Origin of the sequence: Clavibacter nebraskensis NCPPB 2581, assembly GCF_000355695.1 — a bacterium.
In the GTDB taxonomy this organism is placed as follows: Bacteria; Actinomycetota; Actinomycetes; order Actinomycetales; family Microbacteriaceae; genus Clavibacter; species Clavibacter nebraskensis.
Genome location: NC_020891.1, coordinates 1,778,756 through 1,794,878, shown reverse-complemented (window position 1 = coordinate 1,794,878; position 16,123 = coordinate 1,778,756). Strand labels below are relative to the sequence as shown.

16 protein-coding genes are annotated in these 16,123 nt (G+C 71.0%); 9 read left to right on the top strand and 7 right to left on the bottom strand.

Annotation, left to right across the window (positions count from 1 at the left end):
* Positions 1-116: 116 nt before the first annotated feature.
* Positions 117-2,207 (bottom strand): transketolase, encoded by a 2,091-nt coding sequence (gene tkt / locus CMN_RS08455; protein ID WP_015490405.1) that lies wholly within the window; start codon positions 2,205-2,207, stop codon positions 117-119.
* A gap of 174 nt (positions 2,208-2,381) precedes the next feature.
* Between tkt and CMN_RS08450 the strand changes: the two genes are divergently transcribed.
* Positions 2,382-3,302 (top strand): heme o synthase, encoded by a 921-nt coding sequence (locus CMN_RS08450; protein WP_015490404.1) that lies wholly within the window; start codon positions 2,382-2,384, stop codon positions 3,300-3,302.
* A 270-nt stretch (positions 3,303-3,572) separates the two neighbouring features.
* Here CMN_RS08450 and CMN_RS08445 read toward each other — a convergent pair whose 3' ends face one another.
* The gene (locus CMN_RS08445; protein WP_374058273.1) at positions 3,573-4,541 is read right to left on the bottom strand and encodes a COX15/CtaA family protein; all 969 of its coding nucleotides are present in this window, start codon (positions 4,539-4,541) and stop codon (positions 3,573-3,575) included.
* A 308-nt stretch (positions 4,542-4,849) separates the two neighbouring features.
* Here CMN_RS08445 and sufB point away from each other — a divergent pair, with 308 nt between their 5' ends.
* From sufB to CMN_RS08415, 6 genes are all read left to right on the top strand, one after another.
* Positions 4,850-6,268 (top strand): Fe-S cluster assembly protein SufB, encoded by a 1,419-nt coding sequence (gene sufB / locus CMN_RS08440; RefSeq protein WP_015490402.1) that lies wholly within the window; start codon positions 4,850-4,852, stop codon positions 6,266-6,268.
* Positions 6,269-7,480 carry a Fe-S cluster assembly protein SufD gene (gene sufD / locus CMN_RS08435; RefSeq protein WP_015490401.1) on the top strand — a complete coding sequence of 404 codons (1,212 nt, stop codon included), beginning with the start codon at positions 6,269-6,271 and terminating at the stop codon, positions 7,478-7,480. It abuts the gene before it with no gap.
* Complete coding sequence (locus CMN_RS08430) at positions 7,477-7,797, top strand: non-heme iron oxygenase ferredoxin subunit (RefSeq protein ID WP_015490400.1); 321 nt, start codon at positions 7,477-7,479, stop codon at positions 7,795-7,797. Before sufD ends, CMN_RS08430 begins: the two co-directional genes overlap by 4 nt.
* A gap of 13 nt (positions 7,798-7,810) precedes the next feature.
* A complete protein-coding gene (sufC, locus tag CMN_RS08425) occupies positions 7,811-8,581 on the top strand; it encodes a Fe-S cluster assembly ATPase SufC (RefSeq protein WP_015490399.1) in 771 nt (256 codons plus the stop codon).
* Positions 8,578-8,913: a metal-sulfur cluster assembly factor gene (locus tag CMN_RS08420; protein ID WP_012299299.1), complete on the top strand. Its 336-nt coding sequence runs from the start codon at positions 8,578-8,580 to the stop codon at positions 8,911-8,913. Before sufC ends, CMN_RS08420 begins: the two co-directional genes overlap by 4 nt.
* A 219-nt stretch (positions 8,914-9,132) precedes the next feature.
* The gene (locus tag CMN_RS08415; protein ID WP_015490398.1) at positions 9,133-10,731 is read left to right on the top strand and encodes an ABC-F family ATP-binding cassette domain-containing protein; all 1,599 of its coding nucleotides are present in this window, start codon (positions 9,133-9,135) and stop codon (positions 10,729-10,731) included.
* 48 nt (positions 10,732-10,779) lie between these two features.
* On the opposite strand, the gene CMN_RS08410 is transcribed toward CMN_RS08415, so the two are convergent.
* Genes CMN_RS08410 through CMN_RS14655 form a run of 3 tightly spaced genes read right to left on the bottom strand, consistent with a single transcriptional unit; the run spans position 10,780 to position 12,334 of the window.
* On the bottom strand, positions 10,780-11,625 hold the full coding sequence (locus tag CMN_RS08410; RefSeq protein ID WP_015490397.1) for an SURF1 family cytochrome oxidase biogenesis protein: 846 nt from the start codon (positions 11,623-11,625) through the stop codon (positions 10,780-10,782).
* Positions 11,622-11,879, bottom strand: coding sequence for a hypothetical protein (locus CMN_RS08405; RefSeq protein WP_015490396.1), 258 nt, complete (start codon positions 11,877-11,879; stop codon positions 11,622-11,624). The genes CMN_RS08410 and CMN_RS08405 overlap by 4 nt, the downstream gene beginning before the upstream one ends.
* Complete coding sequence (locus CMN_RS14655) at positions 11,876-12,334, bottom strand: DUF3099 domain-containing protein (protein ID WP_015490395.1); 459 nt, start codon at positions 12,332-12,334, stop codon at positions 11,876-11,878. Before CMN_RS14655 ends, CMN_RS08405 begins: the two co-directional genes overlap by 4 nt.
* Positions 12,335-12,454: 120 nt before the next feature.
* Here CMN_RS14655 and fabG point away from each other — a divergent pair, with 120 nt between their 5' ends.
* Together fabG and CMN_RS08390 are read left to right on the top strand one after the other, a co-directional pair.
* Positions 12,455-13,165, top strand: coding sequence for a 3-oxoacyl-ACP reductase FabG (gene fabG / locus CMN_RS08395; RefSeq protein ID WP_015490394.1), 711 nt, complete (start codon positions 12,455-12,457; stop codon positions 13,163-13,165).
* Between the two features lie 23 nt (positions 13,166-13,188).
* Complete coding sequence (locus CMN_RS08390; RefSeq protein WP_015490393.1) at positions 13,189-14,145, top strand: phosphotransferase enzyme family protein; 957 nt, start codon at positions 13,189-13,191, stop codon at positions 14,143-14,145.
* Positions 14,146-14,169: 24 nt separating this feature from the next.
* Here CMN_RS08390 and serB read toward each other — a convergent pair whose 3' ends face one another.
* Both serB and CMN_RS08380 read right to left on the bottom strand, forming a co-directional pair.
* Positions 14,170-14,868 carry a phosphoserine phosphatase SerB gene (serB, locus tag CMN_RS08385; protein WP_015490392.1) on the bottom strand — a complete coding sequence of 233 codons (699 nt, stop codon included), beginning with the start codon at positions 14,866-14,868 and terminating at the stop codon, positions 14,170-14,172.
* Positions 14,865-16,106: a glucose-1-phosphate adenylyltransferase gene (locus CMN_RS08380; protein ID WP_015490391.1), complete on the bottom strand. Its 1,242-nt coding sequence runs from the start codon at positions 16,104-16,106 to the stop codon at positions 14,865-14,867. Before CMN_RS08380 ends, serB begins: the two co-directional genes overlap by 4 nt.
* Positions 16,107-16,123: the final 17 nt, after the last annotated feature.

The following is a 16,123-nucleotide window of genomic DNA, read 5'->3' as shown; positions in this document are numbered from 1 at the left end:
GGAGGGGCGCACGTGTGCGCCCCTCCGGGGGCCCGACCGAGGCGCCGTGATGGCGGGTCGGACGGGCCGGGCCGGCGGGGGCGGAGCAGCTCGGCCGCCCCGCTCCTCGTCAGCTTCTAGAGGGAGGCGATGGACTCCTTGGCCGCCTTCACGACGGCCTCCGTGGTGATGCCGAACTCGCGGTACAGGACCTCGTACTCGGCGCTGGCGCCGAAGTGCTCGATCGAGATGCTGCGGCCGTGGTGCCCGACGTACTGCTTCCAGGAGAGCGAGATGCCCGCCTCGACGGAGACGCGCGCGGCGACCGCCTCGGGGAGCACGTGCTCCTTGTACTCGGCGTCCTGCTCCTCGAACCACTCGAGGCTCGGGGCGCTGACGACGCGCGCCTTCACGCCGTCCGCGGCGAGGGCCTCGCGCGCCTCGACGGCGAACTGGACCTCGGAGCCCGTGGCGATGAGGATCACGTCGGGCGTGCCCTCGGTGTCGGCCAGAATGTACGCGCCCTTGGCCACTCCGGCGGCCGAGGCGAACTCGGTGGCCGTCGCGTCGCCCGCGCCGCGCTCCAGGACCGGGAGGTTCTGGCGCGAGAGCGCCAGGCCCGCGGGGCCCATGCGACGCGTGAGGATCGTCTTCCACGCCTGCGCGGTCTCGTTGGCGTCCGCGGGGCGGATGACGTCGAGGCCCGGGATGGCGCGGAGGCTGGCGAGCTGCTCCACCGGCTGGTGCGTCGGGCCGTCGCCGCCGAGGGCGACGGAGTCGTGCGTCCAGACGAAGATCGACGGCGCCTTCATGAGCGCGGCGAGACGGACCGCCGGGCGCATGTAGTCGCTGAAGATGAGGAACGTGCCGCCGAAGGGGCGCGTGTTGCCGTGCAGGACGATGCCGTTGAGGATCGCGCCCATGGCGTGCTCGCGGATGCCGAAGTGGAGGACGCGGCCGTACGGGTCGCCCTTCCACATGTCGGTGGAGCGCTCGGCGGGCACGAAGGACGGCGCCGACTCGATGGTCGTGTTGTTCGACTCGGCGAGGTCGGCGGAGCCGCCCCACAGCTCGGGCATGACCTCGGCGATGGCGTTGATGACCTTGCCGGACGCGGCGCGCGTCGAGACGTCCTTGCCCGCGGGGAACACGGGGAGCCCCTCCTCGAGGCCCTCGGGGGCGTCGCCGGCGAGGACGCGGTCGAGCAGCGTCTTGCGCTCGGGGTTCGCCTCGGCCCACGCAGCGAGCTTCTCGTCCCACTCGCGGTGCTGCTGCTGGCCGCGCTCGACGGCCTGGCGGGTGTGCTCGAGGACGCCGTCCGGCACCTCGAAGCTCTTCTCGGGATCGAAGCCGACGACCTGCTTGACGGCCGCGAGCTCCTCGGCGCCGAGCGCCGAGCCGTGGATCTTGCCCGAGTTCTGCTTCTTCGGAGACGGCCAGCCGATGATCGTCTTGAGGATGATGAGCGACGGCTTGCGCGTCTCGGCCTTGGCGGCCTCGACGGCGTCGAACAGCTCCTGGACGTCCTCGACGTACTCGCCGGTCTTCTTCCAGTCGACGTGCTGCACGTGCCAGCCGTAGGCCTCGTAGCGCGCGGCGACGTCCTCGGTGAAGGCGATGTCGGTGTCGTCCTCGATCGAGATCTGGTTGCTGTCGTAGATCGCGATGAGGTTGCCGAGCTCCTGGTGCCCCGCGAGGGAGGAGGCCTCGGAGGTGATGCCCTCCTGCATGTCGCCGTCGCCGGCGATCACGTACACGAAGTGGTCGAAGGGGCTCTCGCCCGCGGGCGTCTCCGGGTCGAACAGGCCGCGCTCGTAGCGGGCGGCGTAGGCGAAGCCGACGGACGAGGCGAGGCCCTGGCCGAGGGGGCCGGTGGTGATCTCGACGCCGTCGGTGTGGCCGTACTCGGGGTGACCCGGGGTCTTGGAGTCCCACGTGCGGAGGGCCTGGAGGTCCTCGATCTCGAGGCCGTAGCCGCCGAGGAAGAACTGCGTGTACTGCGTGAGCGAGCTGTGGCCCACCGAGAGGATGAACCGGTCACGACCGATCCAGGTGCTGTCGGACGGGTCGCGGCGCATGACCTTCTGGAACAGGAGGTAGGCCGCCGGGGCCAGGCTCATGGCGGTGCCGGGGTGACCGTTTCCGACCTTCTCCACCGCGTCCGCGGCGAGCATTCGTGCGGTGTCGACCGCCTTGCTGTCGATGGGGTCCCATTGCAATGCTGCCACTTGGTTCTAGCCCTTCTGAAGATGGGGGGAGGCCCAGCCGGACCGCCTATCAGTATAGGGAACACCCACCTGGCCTCAGGTGTTCCGAGCCCGTCGCGACGGGCCCGACGCGGCTCGGCTCGCAGGGGCCGTGGCCTACCATGGGGAGGGAATGTCCGGCGAGTTAGAGGTGCGATGAACGTTGCGGTGCAGAGTCGGGTCGATCGGGAGACGATCGGCGTGGCGAGGAAGACCAAGGCGTACGTCGCACTGACGAAGCCGCGGGTGATCGAGCTCCTGCTCGTGACCACGGCGCCCGTCATGATCCTCGCGCAGGGCGGGTGGCCGAACCCCTGGCTTATCCTCGGCGTCCTCGTCGGCGGCACGCTCAGCGCGGGCAGCGCCAACGCGTTCAACTGCTACATCGACCGCGACATCGACCGCGTCATGAAGCGCACGCAGCGCCGTCCCCTCGTGACGGGGGAGCTGTCGGACCGCGAGGCCCTCGTCTTCGCCTGGATAATCGGCGTCGCGAGCATCCTGTGGCTCGGCGTCATCTCCAACTGGCTGGCCGCGGCGCTCTCGCTCGCCGCCATCCTCTTCTACGTCTTCGTCTACACGCTGTGGCTCAAGCGCCGCACCCCGCAGAACATCGTCTGGGGCGGGGCCGCCGGATGCATGCCCGTGCTGATCGGCTGGGCCGCCGTCACGGGCGACATCTCCTGGGCGCCCGTGATCCTCTTCATGATCGTGTTCCTCTGGACGCCGCCGCACTACTGGCCGCTGTCCATGAAGTACCGCGACGACTACGCCTCGGTCAACGTCCCCATGCTCGCCGTCGTCCGCGGCCGCGCCGCCGTGGGCCTGCAGACCATCCTCTACGCGTGGGCCACGCTCGCCTGCTCGCTGCTGCTCATCCCGGTCGCCGGCATGGGCCTCGTGTACACGCTCGCCGCGCTGGCGGGCGGCGGCTGGTTCGTCTACGAGACGCACCGCCTGTACGACCTCGCGGTGCGCCACGAGCCCATCAAGCCGATGCGCGTGTTCCACGCGTCCATCTCGTACCTCTCGCTGCTGTTCCTCGCGGTCGGCATCGACCCGCTGCTGCCCTTCTGATCGCGGCGGTGGGGCGCGCCCCCGCGCGCGCCCGCGCGCCCGCGCCGGAAAGACCCGGTGCCGGCCTCCGCGCCCTGGCGACCCGACCGGCCGGCGACGGCGCTGCCCGCGGCCGACGGGGGACATGCCTGCCCGTGACCGGCGGCGGCGGACCGGGATCCCGACGCGGCGGGCGGGCGGGTCGGATGCGCCGACCGCGCGCCGGCGCCGGACGCGACGACGCCCGCCGCGAGCGGTGCTCGGGCGGGCGTCGGCGTCACGGTCGGGGGATCACCCCACGTGGGCGGAGCGCCGCACCTCCGCGGGCGTGAGACGGATCACGTCCGCGCGTCGCGTCGTGCTCAGCAGCGTGGCGGTCATCGCGGACGCCAGCAGGCAGGCCAGGACCATGTGCAGCCCCACGAGGAACTCGGGGAGTCCCGTCCGCGCCTGGATGAGGCCGACGGCGATCTGCACGAGCTCGACCGCGAGCAGCACCCGGGTCCAGCGCGAGAGGGCCGTCCACCTGTTGCGCGCCGCGATGACCACGAGGGCGATCGTGAGGCCGAAGGTTGTGTAGGCCGGCCAGCTGTGGACGTGCTGCAGCAGCTCCGGGTCGAGCCCGTTGCGCGCCGCCCCCTGGTCGCCGGCGTGGGGGCCGGATCCGGTGACGACGATGCCGACCAGGATCGTGACGCCCACGACCACGGCGGTGATCCGAGCGAGGACCAGGAAGGAGGACGGGACCGAGCGCTCGGCCTCGTCGAGCGGGTGGTAGGTGCGCCACACCAGCACGGTGGACAGCACGACGAGGACCACCGACACGACGAAGTGCAGGCCCACGATGTACGGGTTCAGCCCCGTGAGCACCGTGATGCCGCCGATGACGCCCTGCGCGGGGATGCCGAGGCCGATGGCGAGCGCGATCGAGAAGAGCCCGCGTCCGCGGTTCCGGAGCCGGAGCACGGCGAGGAACGTGGCGATCGCCACGATCACCAGCACGAAGGTGAGCAGGCGGTTGCCGAACTCGATGATCCCGTGCACGCCCATCTCGGGCGTCGAGACGAAGGAGTCGGCGGTGCACCTCGGCCAGGTGGGGCAGCCGAGCCCGGAGCCTGTGAGCCGGACGAGCCCGCCCGTGCCGACCACGAGCGTCTGCACGACGAGCGTGGTCCAGACCAGGACGCGCGTGGCCCGCGTGATCCCGTCAGGCAGCCGCTCCCGCAGCCGCCTCGTGACCAGGAGGGTCTGACCTAGCACGCTCCCACTGGGAGACTGCCCCGCATCGGTGCCGTGAGTCACTGCCTGCCTTCCGTGCCCGCTGGATTGCCCGTAGAATCGGGTCGTTCGTGGAACACGTCGGGTCTTGCAGCATCCGGCACGTCATCGAGGACGGCGGGAACAAGTCCACCCGCGTTCCTGTTCATCCTAAGAGGGGCCCGGGGCGTCAAGCCGCCCCATCCCGGACACCCACAGTCTTCCTCTCGTCACCGAAGCGGCGTCGCCGTGCGGGAGGCACATGCCGATACGGCGCTGATACGCCCAGATCGCCAGGAAAGCAGGTAGCCATGTCAGATGTGCTCATCGACCGACCGGAGCTCGAGAGCCTGGGGCAGTACGAGTTCGGCTGGTCCGACTCGGACGTCGCCGGCGCCTCGGCCAAGCGCGGCATCTCCCCGCAGGTCGTCGCGGACATCTCGCGCCGCAAGGAAGAGCCCGAGTGGATGCTCGCCAACCGCATGAAGGGCTACGAGCTCTTCGGCAAGAAGCCCATGCCGACATGGGGCGCCGATCTCTCCGGCATCGACTTCGACAACATCAAGTACTTCGTGCGCTCCACCGAGAAGCAGGCCCAGACGTGGGAGGACCTGCCCGACGACATCAAGAACACGTACGAGCGGCTCGGCATCCCCGAGGCGGAGCGCCAGCGCCTCGTCTCCGGCGTCGCCGCCCAGTACGAGTCCGAGGTCGTGTTCCACTCCATCCAGAAGGAGCTCGAGGACCAGGGCGTCATCTTCATGGACACCGACACGGCGCTGCGCGAGCACCCGGAGCTGTTCAAGGAGTACTTCGGCACCGTCATCCCCGCGGGCGACAACAAGTTCGCGGCGCTGAACACGGCCGTCTGGTCCGGCGGATCGTTCGTGTACGTGCCCAAGGGCGTGCATGTCGAGATCCCGCTGCAGGCGTACTTCCGCATCAACACCGAGAACATGGGCCAGTTCGAGCGGACGCTGATCATCGCGGACGAGGGCAGCTACGTCCACTACATCGAGGGCTGCACCGCGCCCATCTACAAGTCCGACTCGCTGCACTCCGCGGTCGTCGAGATCATCGTGAAGAAGGACGCCCGCGTCCGCTACACGACCATCCAGAACTGGTCGAACAACGTCTACAACCTCGTCACCAAGCGCGCCACTGCGGCCGAGGGCGCGACCATGGAGTGGATCGACGGCAACATCGGCTCCAAGGTCACGATGAAGTACCCCTCCATCTACCTCATGGGCGAGCGCGCCAAGGGCGAGACCCTCTCGGTCGCCTTCGCGGGCCCCGGCCAGCACCAGGACGCCGGCGCGAAGATGGTGCACATGGCGCCGTACACGCAGTCGTCGATCGTCTCGAAGTCGATCGCGCGCGGCGGCGGCCGGGCCGGCTACCGCGGCGAGATCCGCGTGGACGCGGCGGCGCACCACTCCGCCAACACCGTCCGCTGCGACGCCCTGCTGGTCGACACCATCTCCCGCTCCGACACGTACCCCACGATCGACATCCGCGTCGACGACGTCCAGCTCGGGCACGAGGCCACGGTCTCGCGCGTCAGCGAGGAGCAGCTGTTCTACCTGATGAGCCGGGGCATGCCCGAGGACGAGGCCATGGCCATGATCGTCCGCGGCTTCATCGAGCCCATCGCCCGAGAGCTGCCCATGGAGTACGCGCTCGAACTCAACAAGCTCATCGAGATGGGCATGGAAGGATCCGTCGGCTAGATGACGACCCCACTCGCCACCACAGAAGCCCCCGTCCCCGCCGACCAGCACGGCGCCCGAGCGCACACCGACGGAGGGTGGGCGAACGTCCCCATCCAGACGCGCTCCGAGCGCTTCACGTCCACGGACGTCGAGGCGTTCGAGGCCGTGACCGGCCGTGAGGCCGTCTGGAAGCTGACGCCCGTCCGCCGGCTCGACGACCTCATCTCCGGTCAGCTCGACGGGTCGCGCTACCCGGTCACCAGCTCCGAGTCCGCGGGCACGTCCGTCTCCTGGATCCCCCGGGACGACGCGCGCGTCGGCACCGCGGGAGCCCCCGAGGACCGCGCCCAGGCCAACGCCTGGTCGTCATTCGGCGAGGCCCTCGCCATCGACGTCACGGGGGAGGAGCGCGTCACCGTGACGGTCGGCCGCTCCGAGCTCGGGACCGCGCCGCGCGCCGCGCACACCGTCATCACGGCCGCGCCCTTCAGCCGCGGCGTCGTCATCCTCGACAACGCCGGGTCGGCGTCCCTCGCGGAGAACGTCGAGATCGTCGTCGGCGATCAGGCCGAGCTCACGGTCGTCACCGTGCAGCAGTGGGACGACGAGGCGCGCCACCTCGCGGCGCACCAGGCCGTCGTCGGCCGCGACGCGAAGCTCAAGCACGTGGTGGTGACGCTCGGCGGATCCATCGTCCGGGTCAACCCCTCCGCCCACCTCACCAACGAGGGCGCCGACGGCGAGCTCCTCGGCGTCTACTTCGCCGACGCGGGCCAGCACCTCGAGCAGCAGGTGTACGTCGACCACGACGCCCCGAACACCCGCAGCCGTGTGACCTACAAGGGCGCGCTGCAGGGGAAGGGCGCGCGCACGGTCTGGATCGGCGACGTCCTCATCCGCCGCTCCGCGCCCGGCACCGACAGCTACGAGCAGAACCGCAACCTCGTCCTCACGGACGGCACGCGCGCCGACTCGGTCCCGAACCTCGAGATCGAGACCGGCGACATCGTCGGCGCCGGTCACGCGAGCGCCACGGGCCGCTTCGACGACGAGCAGCTGTTCTACCTGCAGGCCCGCGGGATCACGGAGGAGGAGGCCAGGCGCCTCGTCGTCCGCGGCTTCCTCAGCGAGATCGTGCAGCAGATCGGCGTCCCCGACCTCGAGGAGCGGCTGCAGTCCGCCATCGAGGCCGAGCTGTCCGCCCCGGCTACCGGGACGGTCGCCCGATGACCGCCGTCCGCATCTGCGCCGTCGACGAGCTCGGCGAGAACGAGGCGCTCCGCATCGAGATCGAGGGACTCGCCATCGCGCTCGTGAAGGACTCCTCGGGCACGGTGCACGCCATCGGCGACACCTGCACGCACGGCGACATCTCGCTGGCCGAGGGCTTCGTCGAGGGCGACACCCTGGAGTGCTGGGCCCACGGCTCCAAGTTCTCCCTCGAGACGGGCAAGCCGCGCACGCTGCCGGCCTACGAGCCCGTCCCCGTCTACCCGGTGACGATCGTGGACGGCGACATCCACATCGACACCACCCCGAAGAGCTAGAGGAACCGCACGCATGTCAACTCTCACCATCACCGACCTGCACGTCAGCGTCGACACCGAGCAGGGTCGCAAGCAGATCCTCAAGGGCGTCGACCTCACGATCAACGAGGGCGAGATCCACGCGATCATGGGCCCGAACGGCTCCGGCAAGTCCACGCTGGCGTACACGATCTCGGGTCACCCCAAGTACCACGTCGACTCCGGCTCCATCACGCTCGACGGCGTCGAGGTCCTCGACATGACCGTGGACGAGCGCGCCCGTGCGGGCCTGTTCCTCGCCATGCAGTACCCGGTCGAGATCCCGGGCGTCACCACCACCAACTTCCTCCGCACCGCGAAGACCGCGATCGACGGCGAGGCACCGGCAATCCGCGGCTGGATCAAGGACGTCCGCACCTCCATGGCGGCGCTCAAGATGGACCCCGCGTTCGCGGAGCGCAACGTCAACGAGGGCTTCTCCGGCGGCGAGAAGAAGCGCAACGAGGTGCTGCAGCTCGAGCTGCTGAAGCCGAAGTTCGCGGTCCTCGACGAGACCGACTCCGGCCTCGACGTCGACGCGCTCAAGATCGTCTCGGAGGGCGTCAACCGCGCGAAGGCGAACACGGGCCTCGGGCTCCTGCTCATCACGCACTACACGCGCATCCTCCGCTACATCCAGCCCGACTTCGTGCACGTGTTCGTCGCGGGCCGGGTCGCCGAGCAGGGCGGCCGCGAGCTGGCCGACCGCCTCGAGGAGGAGGGCTACGACCGCTTCCTGACGCCCTCGACCACGGTGGACGCGTGAGCACGCAGAGCACGCTGACCCCGCAGAAGTTCGACGAGGTCGAGGAGGCGCTCAAGGACGTCATGGATCCCGAGCTCGGGATCAACGTGGTCGACCTGGGCCTCATCTACGACCTCGCGTGGGACGACGAGAACGACGCCCTCATCATCCACATGACGCTGACGTCGGCGGGCTGCCCCCTCACCGACGTGCTCGAGGAGCAGACGGCCGAGGCGCTCGACGGCGTCGTGGCCGCGTTCCGCATCAACTGGGTGTGGATGCCGCCGTGGGGTCCCGACCGGATCACCGACGACGGCCGCGACATGATGCGGGCCCTCGGCTTCTCCATGTGATCCCCGCTCCACCCGCTCGTCCACGACGGCCCCACCCGCTCCCGGGTGGGGCCGTCGTCGCGTCGCCCGCCCGGGGAGGCCCGCGGCGCCGTCGTCTCGTACACTGGACCGGTCGGGTCCGATGGACGCCCTCGACCGACCGGGCTCGACCCCCTCTGCTGCGGGTCGCCCCTCTCCCACGGACCGTGGGACATCCGCTCAACAGAAGGACCCCTCACCGTGCTCGCTGTACACGACCTGGAGCTGCGCGTCGGCGCCCGCGTCCTCATGGAGGACGTCTCGTTCCGGGTGAGCCCGGGGGACAAGATCGGCCTCGTCGGCCGCAACGGCGCCGGCAAGACGACGCTCACGAAGATCCTCGCGGGGGAGGGCCAGCCCACCGGCGGCCGCATCGACCGCTCCGGCGAGATCGGCTACCTCCCGCAGGACCCGCGCTCCGGCAACCCGGAGGACCTGGCGCGCACCCGCATCCTCGACGCCCGCGGCCTCGGCACGCTGTCGCTCGACATGCAGCGCGCGATGCTCGACATGGCGTCCACGGACGACAAGGTCTCGGCGAAGGCGATGAAGGACTACGGCCGACTCGAGGAGCGCTTCGTCGCGCTGGGCGGATACGCGGCCGAGGCCGAGGCCGCCTCGATCGCGAGCAACCTGAGCCTGCCCGACCGGATCCTCGACCAGCCGCTCAGCACCCTCTCCGGCGGCCAGCGCCGCCGCATCGAGCTCGCGCGCATCCTCTTCTCCGGCGCCGACACCATGCTGCTCGACGAGCCCACCAACCACCTCGACGCCGACTCCGTCACCTGGCTGCGCGAGTTCCTGAAGGGCTACCAGGGCGGGCTCATCGTGATCAGCCACGACGTGGAGCTCGTCGGCGAGACCGTGAACCGCGTCTTCTACCTCGACGCCAACCGCATGGTCATCGACATCTACAACATGGGCTGGAAGCACTACCAGCGCCAGCGCGCCGCCGACGAGGAGCGCCGCAAGAAGGAGCGCGCCAACGTCGAGAAGAAGGCGGGCGTCCTCCAGCTGCAGGCCGCGAAGTTCGGCGCCAAGGCGTCGAAGGCCGCCGCCGCCCACCAGATGGTGCGCCGCGCCGAGAAGATGCTCTCCGGCCTCGAGGAGGTGCGGGCCGTCGACCGCGTCGCCAAGCTGCGCTTCCCCGAGCCCGTGGCGTGCGGCCGCACGCCGCTCATGGCGAGCGACCTCAGCAAGAACTACGGCTCGCTCGAGATCTTCACCGCCGTCGACCTCGCGATCGACCGCGGCAGCAAGGTCGTCATCCTCGGCCTCAACGGCGCGGGCAAGACGACGCTCCTGCGGATCCTCGCGGGCGTCGACCAGCCCGACACCGGGAAGCTCGAGCCCGGCCACGGCCTCCGCGTCGGCTACTACGCGCAGGAGCACGAGACCATCGACGTGAAGCGCAGCGTGCTGGAGAACATGGTCTCCTCCTCGCCCGACATCTCCGAGATGGAGGCGCGTCGCGTGCTGGGCTCGTTCCTCTTCACGGGCGACGACTCGGCGAAGCCCGCCGGTGTCCTGTCCGGCGGCGAGAAGACGCGGCTCGCGCTCGCGATGATCGTCGTGTCCGGCGCGAACGTGCTGCTGCTCGACGAGCCCACCAACAACCTCGACCCCGCGAGCCGCGAGGAGATCCTCGGCGCGCTCAACACGTACTCAGGCGCCGTGGTGCTCGTGAGCCACGACTCGGGTGCGGTCGAGGCGCTGAACCCGGAGCGCGTCCTGATCATGCCGGAGGGCACCGAGGACCACTGGAGCCCCGACTACATGGACCTCATCGAGCTGGCCTGATCGGGTCGGGCGCGTTGACCGGCGCGGCCGACCGGCCGGGTCGTCGGGTCAGCGGGCCTCGTCGAGGATGCGGTCCTCGACGTCGGCGTCGGAGGGCTGCCTCCGGGCGCGCTTCGCCTGACGGGCGCGCTCGCGGTCCTGCTCCTCGGGATCGTCCGCGTTGATGATGCGGTACTCGTTGCGGACGGCGACGCCGAGGCCGACGAACGCGATGATCGCGAACACCAGCCACTGGAACGCGTAGGACAGGTGCGGGCCCTCGTCCTCCTCGGGACGCGGCGTCGCGAACGGCGCGGCGTCGGCCGGGGCGGGATCCTCGGAGATCAGCAGGCCGTACGCGCCCGTGAACGTCGGCGACCCCACGCGCTCGGCGATGTCGGGCAGGTTGACGGTCGCGATCTGGCCCTCGGGAGCGGATCGACCCGGCAGCTCCGGCTCGCCCGCCTTGAGGCGCGCCGTCACCGTGACCTCGCCGGCGGGCGGGGTGGGGACCGAGTCGGGGGAGTCCTGCGAGTTGCCGCTGGGCACCCAGCCGCGGTCGACGACGAACACGCGGCCGTCGTCGAGGCGCAGCGGAGTGAGCACCTCGAAGCCCGGCTGCCCGTTGAACGGCCGGTTGCGGGCGAGCAGCTGCTCGTCCACCAGGTAGGTGCCGGTCATCGTGACCGGGGTCCACTTCTGCGTGTCGACATACGCCGACGTGTCGGCGAGCACCTGGTCGACCGGCTGCGCGGCACGGTCCCAGTTGTCCTCCACCTTGGCGATCTCGGCGAGGGCCTCGTCGCGGCGCGCGAACTGCCAGTGGCTGAGGAGGACGCAGGCGATGGCGAAGACCACGGCGACCGCGAGGTAGCCGGCCCACCTGCGGTTGAGGACGAAGCGCCAGCGGCTCACGCGATCGCCCCCGCGGCGGGCGCGTCGATCGCGGCGACGCGCACGGGGAAGTCGCGACCGGCGAGGAAGTCGCGCAGGAAGCCCACGTGCTCGTCGCACGCGGTCCAGGTCTTGACCCGATCGGGCGTGTGGATGCGCGGGTTCCGCCACTCGACGCGCCAGGCGGCGTCGGCGCGGCAGCCCGCACGCGAGCACTCGACGCCGTCGGAGGACGGCCCGGCGGATCCGAGGCCCCAGAAGGCGAGCCCGCTCACGCGACGGTCGGGGTGTCGGGCGCGGTCGGTCCTCCCGCGCTCGTCGGACGGGCGGCCGACGAGCCGGGGGCCGCCTCGGGCGCGCGACCGGTCTCGTAGGCCGTGAAGGGCTCGGGCGTGGTGAAGGGCTCCGACGCGCGGAACGGCTCCGACGGCACGTACGGCTCGGCGGGCGGCGGGAAGCCGGAGTGGCGGGCGGAGACGACGACCACGCCGCCGGGGCGCTCGACCGCGGTGCCCTGGTTGCCGCCGACGTTCGCGAGGATGACCGCGAAGTACGGGAGGACGACGGCGCCGATGGCGGCGACGGCCAGCCACCAGCCCTGGAGGAAGAGGCAGGACAGGATGCAGACCATGCGGATGCTCATCGCGATGGTGTACTTGACCATGCGGGCATGGCGGTCCTCCTGCGGGGACCGGGGGAGGCTGGTGACCGACTGCTGCGGGGCTGGCATGCGTGGATGGCGTCCTTCGCAGGGAGCGACGCGCTCCCCATCGAGACCAGGGTACGCCCGGCCACCGATAGGCTCGTCCGCGTCCGCAAGCCCCCTCCAAGCCGTAATGGAAGGTCCCCCATGAGCACCTCACGCACCGTCGTCGTCACCGGAGGCAACAGGGGGATCGGATACGCGATCGCCGACGAGATGCTGCGTCGGGGCCACCGCGTCGCCGTCACCGCGCGCTCCGGCCAGGGCCCCGACGGCAGCCTCACGGTGCGCGCGGACGTGACCGACGCCGCGTCCGTCGACGCCGCGTTCACCGAGGTCGAGGCCGCGTACGGACCCGTCGAGGTCGTCGTCGCCAACGCGGGCATCACGCGCGACACCCTCATGATGCGCATGAGCGACGACGACTTCACCGAGGTCGTCGACACGAACCTGGGCGGCGCGTTCCGCGTCGTCAAGCGCGCGTCCAAGGGCATGCTCAAGGCGCGCTTCGGCCGCATCGTCCTCATCTCCAGCGTCGTCGGGCTCTACGGCTCGGGTGGCCAGGTCAACTACGCGGCGTCCAAGAGCGGGCTCGTCGGTCTCGCCCGATCCGTCACCCGTGAGCTCGGCGCCCGCGGCATCACCGCGAACGTCGTCGCGCCCGGCTTCATCGAGACCGACATGACCGCCGAGCTCCCCGAGGCGACGGCGGCCGAGTACAAGAAGTCCATCCCGGCCGGACGCTACGGCACCGCCGCCGAGGTCGCCGGCGTCGTGGCGTGGGTGTCCTCGGACGAGGCCGCGTACATCTCGGGCGCCGTGATCCCGGTCGACGGCGGCCTCGGCATGGGCCACTGACCCCGACCGTCGGGGAGAGCGCCGTGTCCGACCTCCTGGCGGCCTGGGACACCGGTCCCGTCGCGCTCACCGAGCTGGGGGCCACGCACAACCACGCCTACCGGGTCGACGTCGAGGACGGATCCCGCTACCTGCTCCGCCTGCACGTCGCGCGTCGGAAGCAGCGCGAGATCGACCTGGAGCTCGACTGGCTCGACGCGCTGGCGGCGCGCGGCGGGCCGTCCGTGCCGGATCCGCAGCGCACGCGCCACGGATCCTGGACGGCGACCGTGGAGGTCCCCGTCCCCGACCACGACGAGGTCGGCCTCCGCCGGGCGGTGGCCAGCGCGTCGGGCGAGCGCGTCGAGCGTCGCCTCGCGAGCCTGCTCACCTGGCACGACGGCGACATGCTGAGCAGCCTCCCCGCCTCGTCGGACGCGGGGCCGTTCGCCGAGACGCTGGCCGCCCTGCACGCGGCCGGCGCGGATCCGGCGGCCGTCGCCCTCGCGGGGGAGCGGCGCCGCTACGACGCGGACTACGCGACCACGCGGCTGGAGCGCCTCGTCGAGGGCTATCCGGGCATCATGGCCGACGGCTCCACCGCCGACGCGCTGGCCGGCGCGATCGAGGAGCTCCGCGCCACCCTGGCGGAGGCCGGGCCGCCGATCATGGTGCACGGCGACTACCACCCGGGCAACCTGATCCAGGGGCCCGCCGGCGTCTCCGTCATCGACTTCGACCGCTGCGGTCTGGGCCCCGCCGGCCTCGACGTCGCCGCGGCGATCATGTTCCTGGCGCCCCGGCAGCGCGCGCAGTTCCACCGCGCCTACACGGCGGCCGGCGGCAGCACGGGCGTCCCCGACGAGCGCTTCGGCGCGTTCATCTTCCTGGCCTACCTCGACAACGTCACGCACCTCGCGAGCCTGCCGTCCGAGCGGGAGCGGATGCCCGCCAACATCGCCCAGCTCGCGGCGATCGCGCGGGCTGTCGTCACCGGCTGACCCGCGCGGGCCCGGGCGACCGGATCAGCGGGGGAGGCCCAGGAGCGCGAGCACCTGCGCGAGGTCTCGGCGGTCGACGCACACGTCGGCGCGCCGTCGGACGGCGGGCTTCGCGTCGAAGGCGACGGAGAGCCCGGCCACGGCCATCATCTCGAGGTCGTTGGCGCCGTCGCCGATCGCCACGACGCGGGCGAGCGGGATGCCGAGCCCGGCGCTCCACTCCTCGACGGCGGCGCGCTTGGCGGCGGCGTCGATGACGGGACCCGTGACGCGACCCGTGAGCCGCCCGTCGGCCGTCTCCAGCCGGTTCGCGCGCCAGAGGTCGAGCCCGAGGCGCTCGGCCAGCGGATCCAGCAGCTCGTGGAAGCCGCCCGACACGACCGCCACGATGTGGCCGGCGTCGTGGAGGCCGGCGATCATGCGCTCCGCGCCGGGGGTGACGCGGATGCGCGCCCCGACGGCGGCGTGCACCGACGACGGCAGCCCGGCCAGCGTCGCGACCCGCGAGCTCAGGCTCTCCGCGAAGTCCAGCTCCCCGCGCATCGCGCGCTCGGTGACGGCGGCGACCTCGTCGAGCGAACCCGCCTCCGCGGCGAGCAGCTCGATCGCCTCGTCCTCGATGAGGGTCGAGTCGACGTCGAGCACCACGAGCATGCGCGGGAGGGCGCGGGGGACGGGCGACGCCGTCGGTGCGGCCGGCGCCAGCGGCAGGACGTCGCTCACGGGGTGACGCGCACGCCCTTGCCCACGACGGTGATGCCGCCGTCGGTGACGGTGAAGCCGCGCGCCCGGTCGCGGTCGTGGTCGACGCCGACCGTGGCGCCGGGCTCGACCTCGACGTCCTTGTCGAGGATCGCACGGGTGATGACCGCGCCCGCCCCGATGTGCACCTTGTCGAACACGATGCTGTCGACGATGCGGGCACCCGACTCCGCGATGACCCACGGGCCCAGCACGCTGCGCTCCACGTGGGCGCCGCTGATGACGCCGCCGAGCGAGGTGATCGAGTCGATCATCGTGCCCGTGTTGCCCTGCGCGTCCCGGACGAACTTGGCCGGCGGGCTGTTGAGCTGCTGGCTGAAGATCGGCCAGTCCTTGTTGTAGAGGTTGAACACGGGCAGGGCCGAGATGAGGTCCTGGTGCGCGTCGAAGAAGGACTCGATCGTGCCGACGTCGCGCCAGTAGTAGCGGTCGCGGTCGTTGGCGCCGGGCACCTCGTTGCGGTTGAGGTCGTAGACGCCGGCGTTGCCCTGCTCGACGAACCACGGCACGATGTCGCCGCCCATGTCGTGCGCGGACTCCGCGTTCTCGCCGTCGCGGCGCACCGCGTCGATGAGCTGGTCGGTGTCGAAGACGTAGTTGCCCATGGAGGCGAGCACCTCGCCCGGGGAGTCGTCGAGGCCCTGCGGGTCCTTCGGCTTCTCGAGGAAGGCGCGGATCTGGTACGGGTTCGCGGGATCCACGTCGATGACGCCGAACTGGTCGGCGAGCTCGATGGGCTGGCGGATCGCCGCGACCGTGGCGCCGTGGCCGGACGCGATGTGCGCCTCGATCATCTGGCTGAAGTCCATGCGGTACACGTGGTCGGCGCCGACCACGACGACGATGTCGGGCTTCTCGTCGTTGATGAGGTTGAGGCTCTGCAGGATCGCGTCGGCCGAGCCGCTGAACCACCGCTTGCCGAGGCGCTGCTGCGCGGGCACCGATGCGATGTAGGAGTTGAGCATCTGGTTGAGGCGCCAGGTCTGCGACACGTGCCGGTCGAGCGAGTGCGACTTGTACTGCGTCAGCACGACGATCTGCGTGAGGCCCGAGTTGATGAGGTTGGAGAGCGCGAAGTCGATGAGCCGGTACTGCCCGCCGAACGGCACCGCAGGCTTCGCCCGGTCCGCGGTGAGCGGCATGAGGCGCTTGCCCTCGCCGCCGGCGAGCACGATTCCAAAGATCTTCTTCGATGCCATTGCTCCAGCGTAGATGC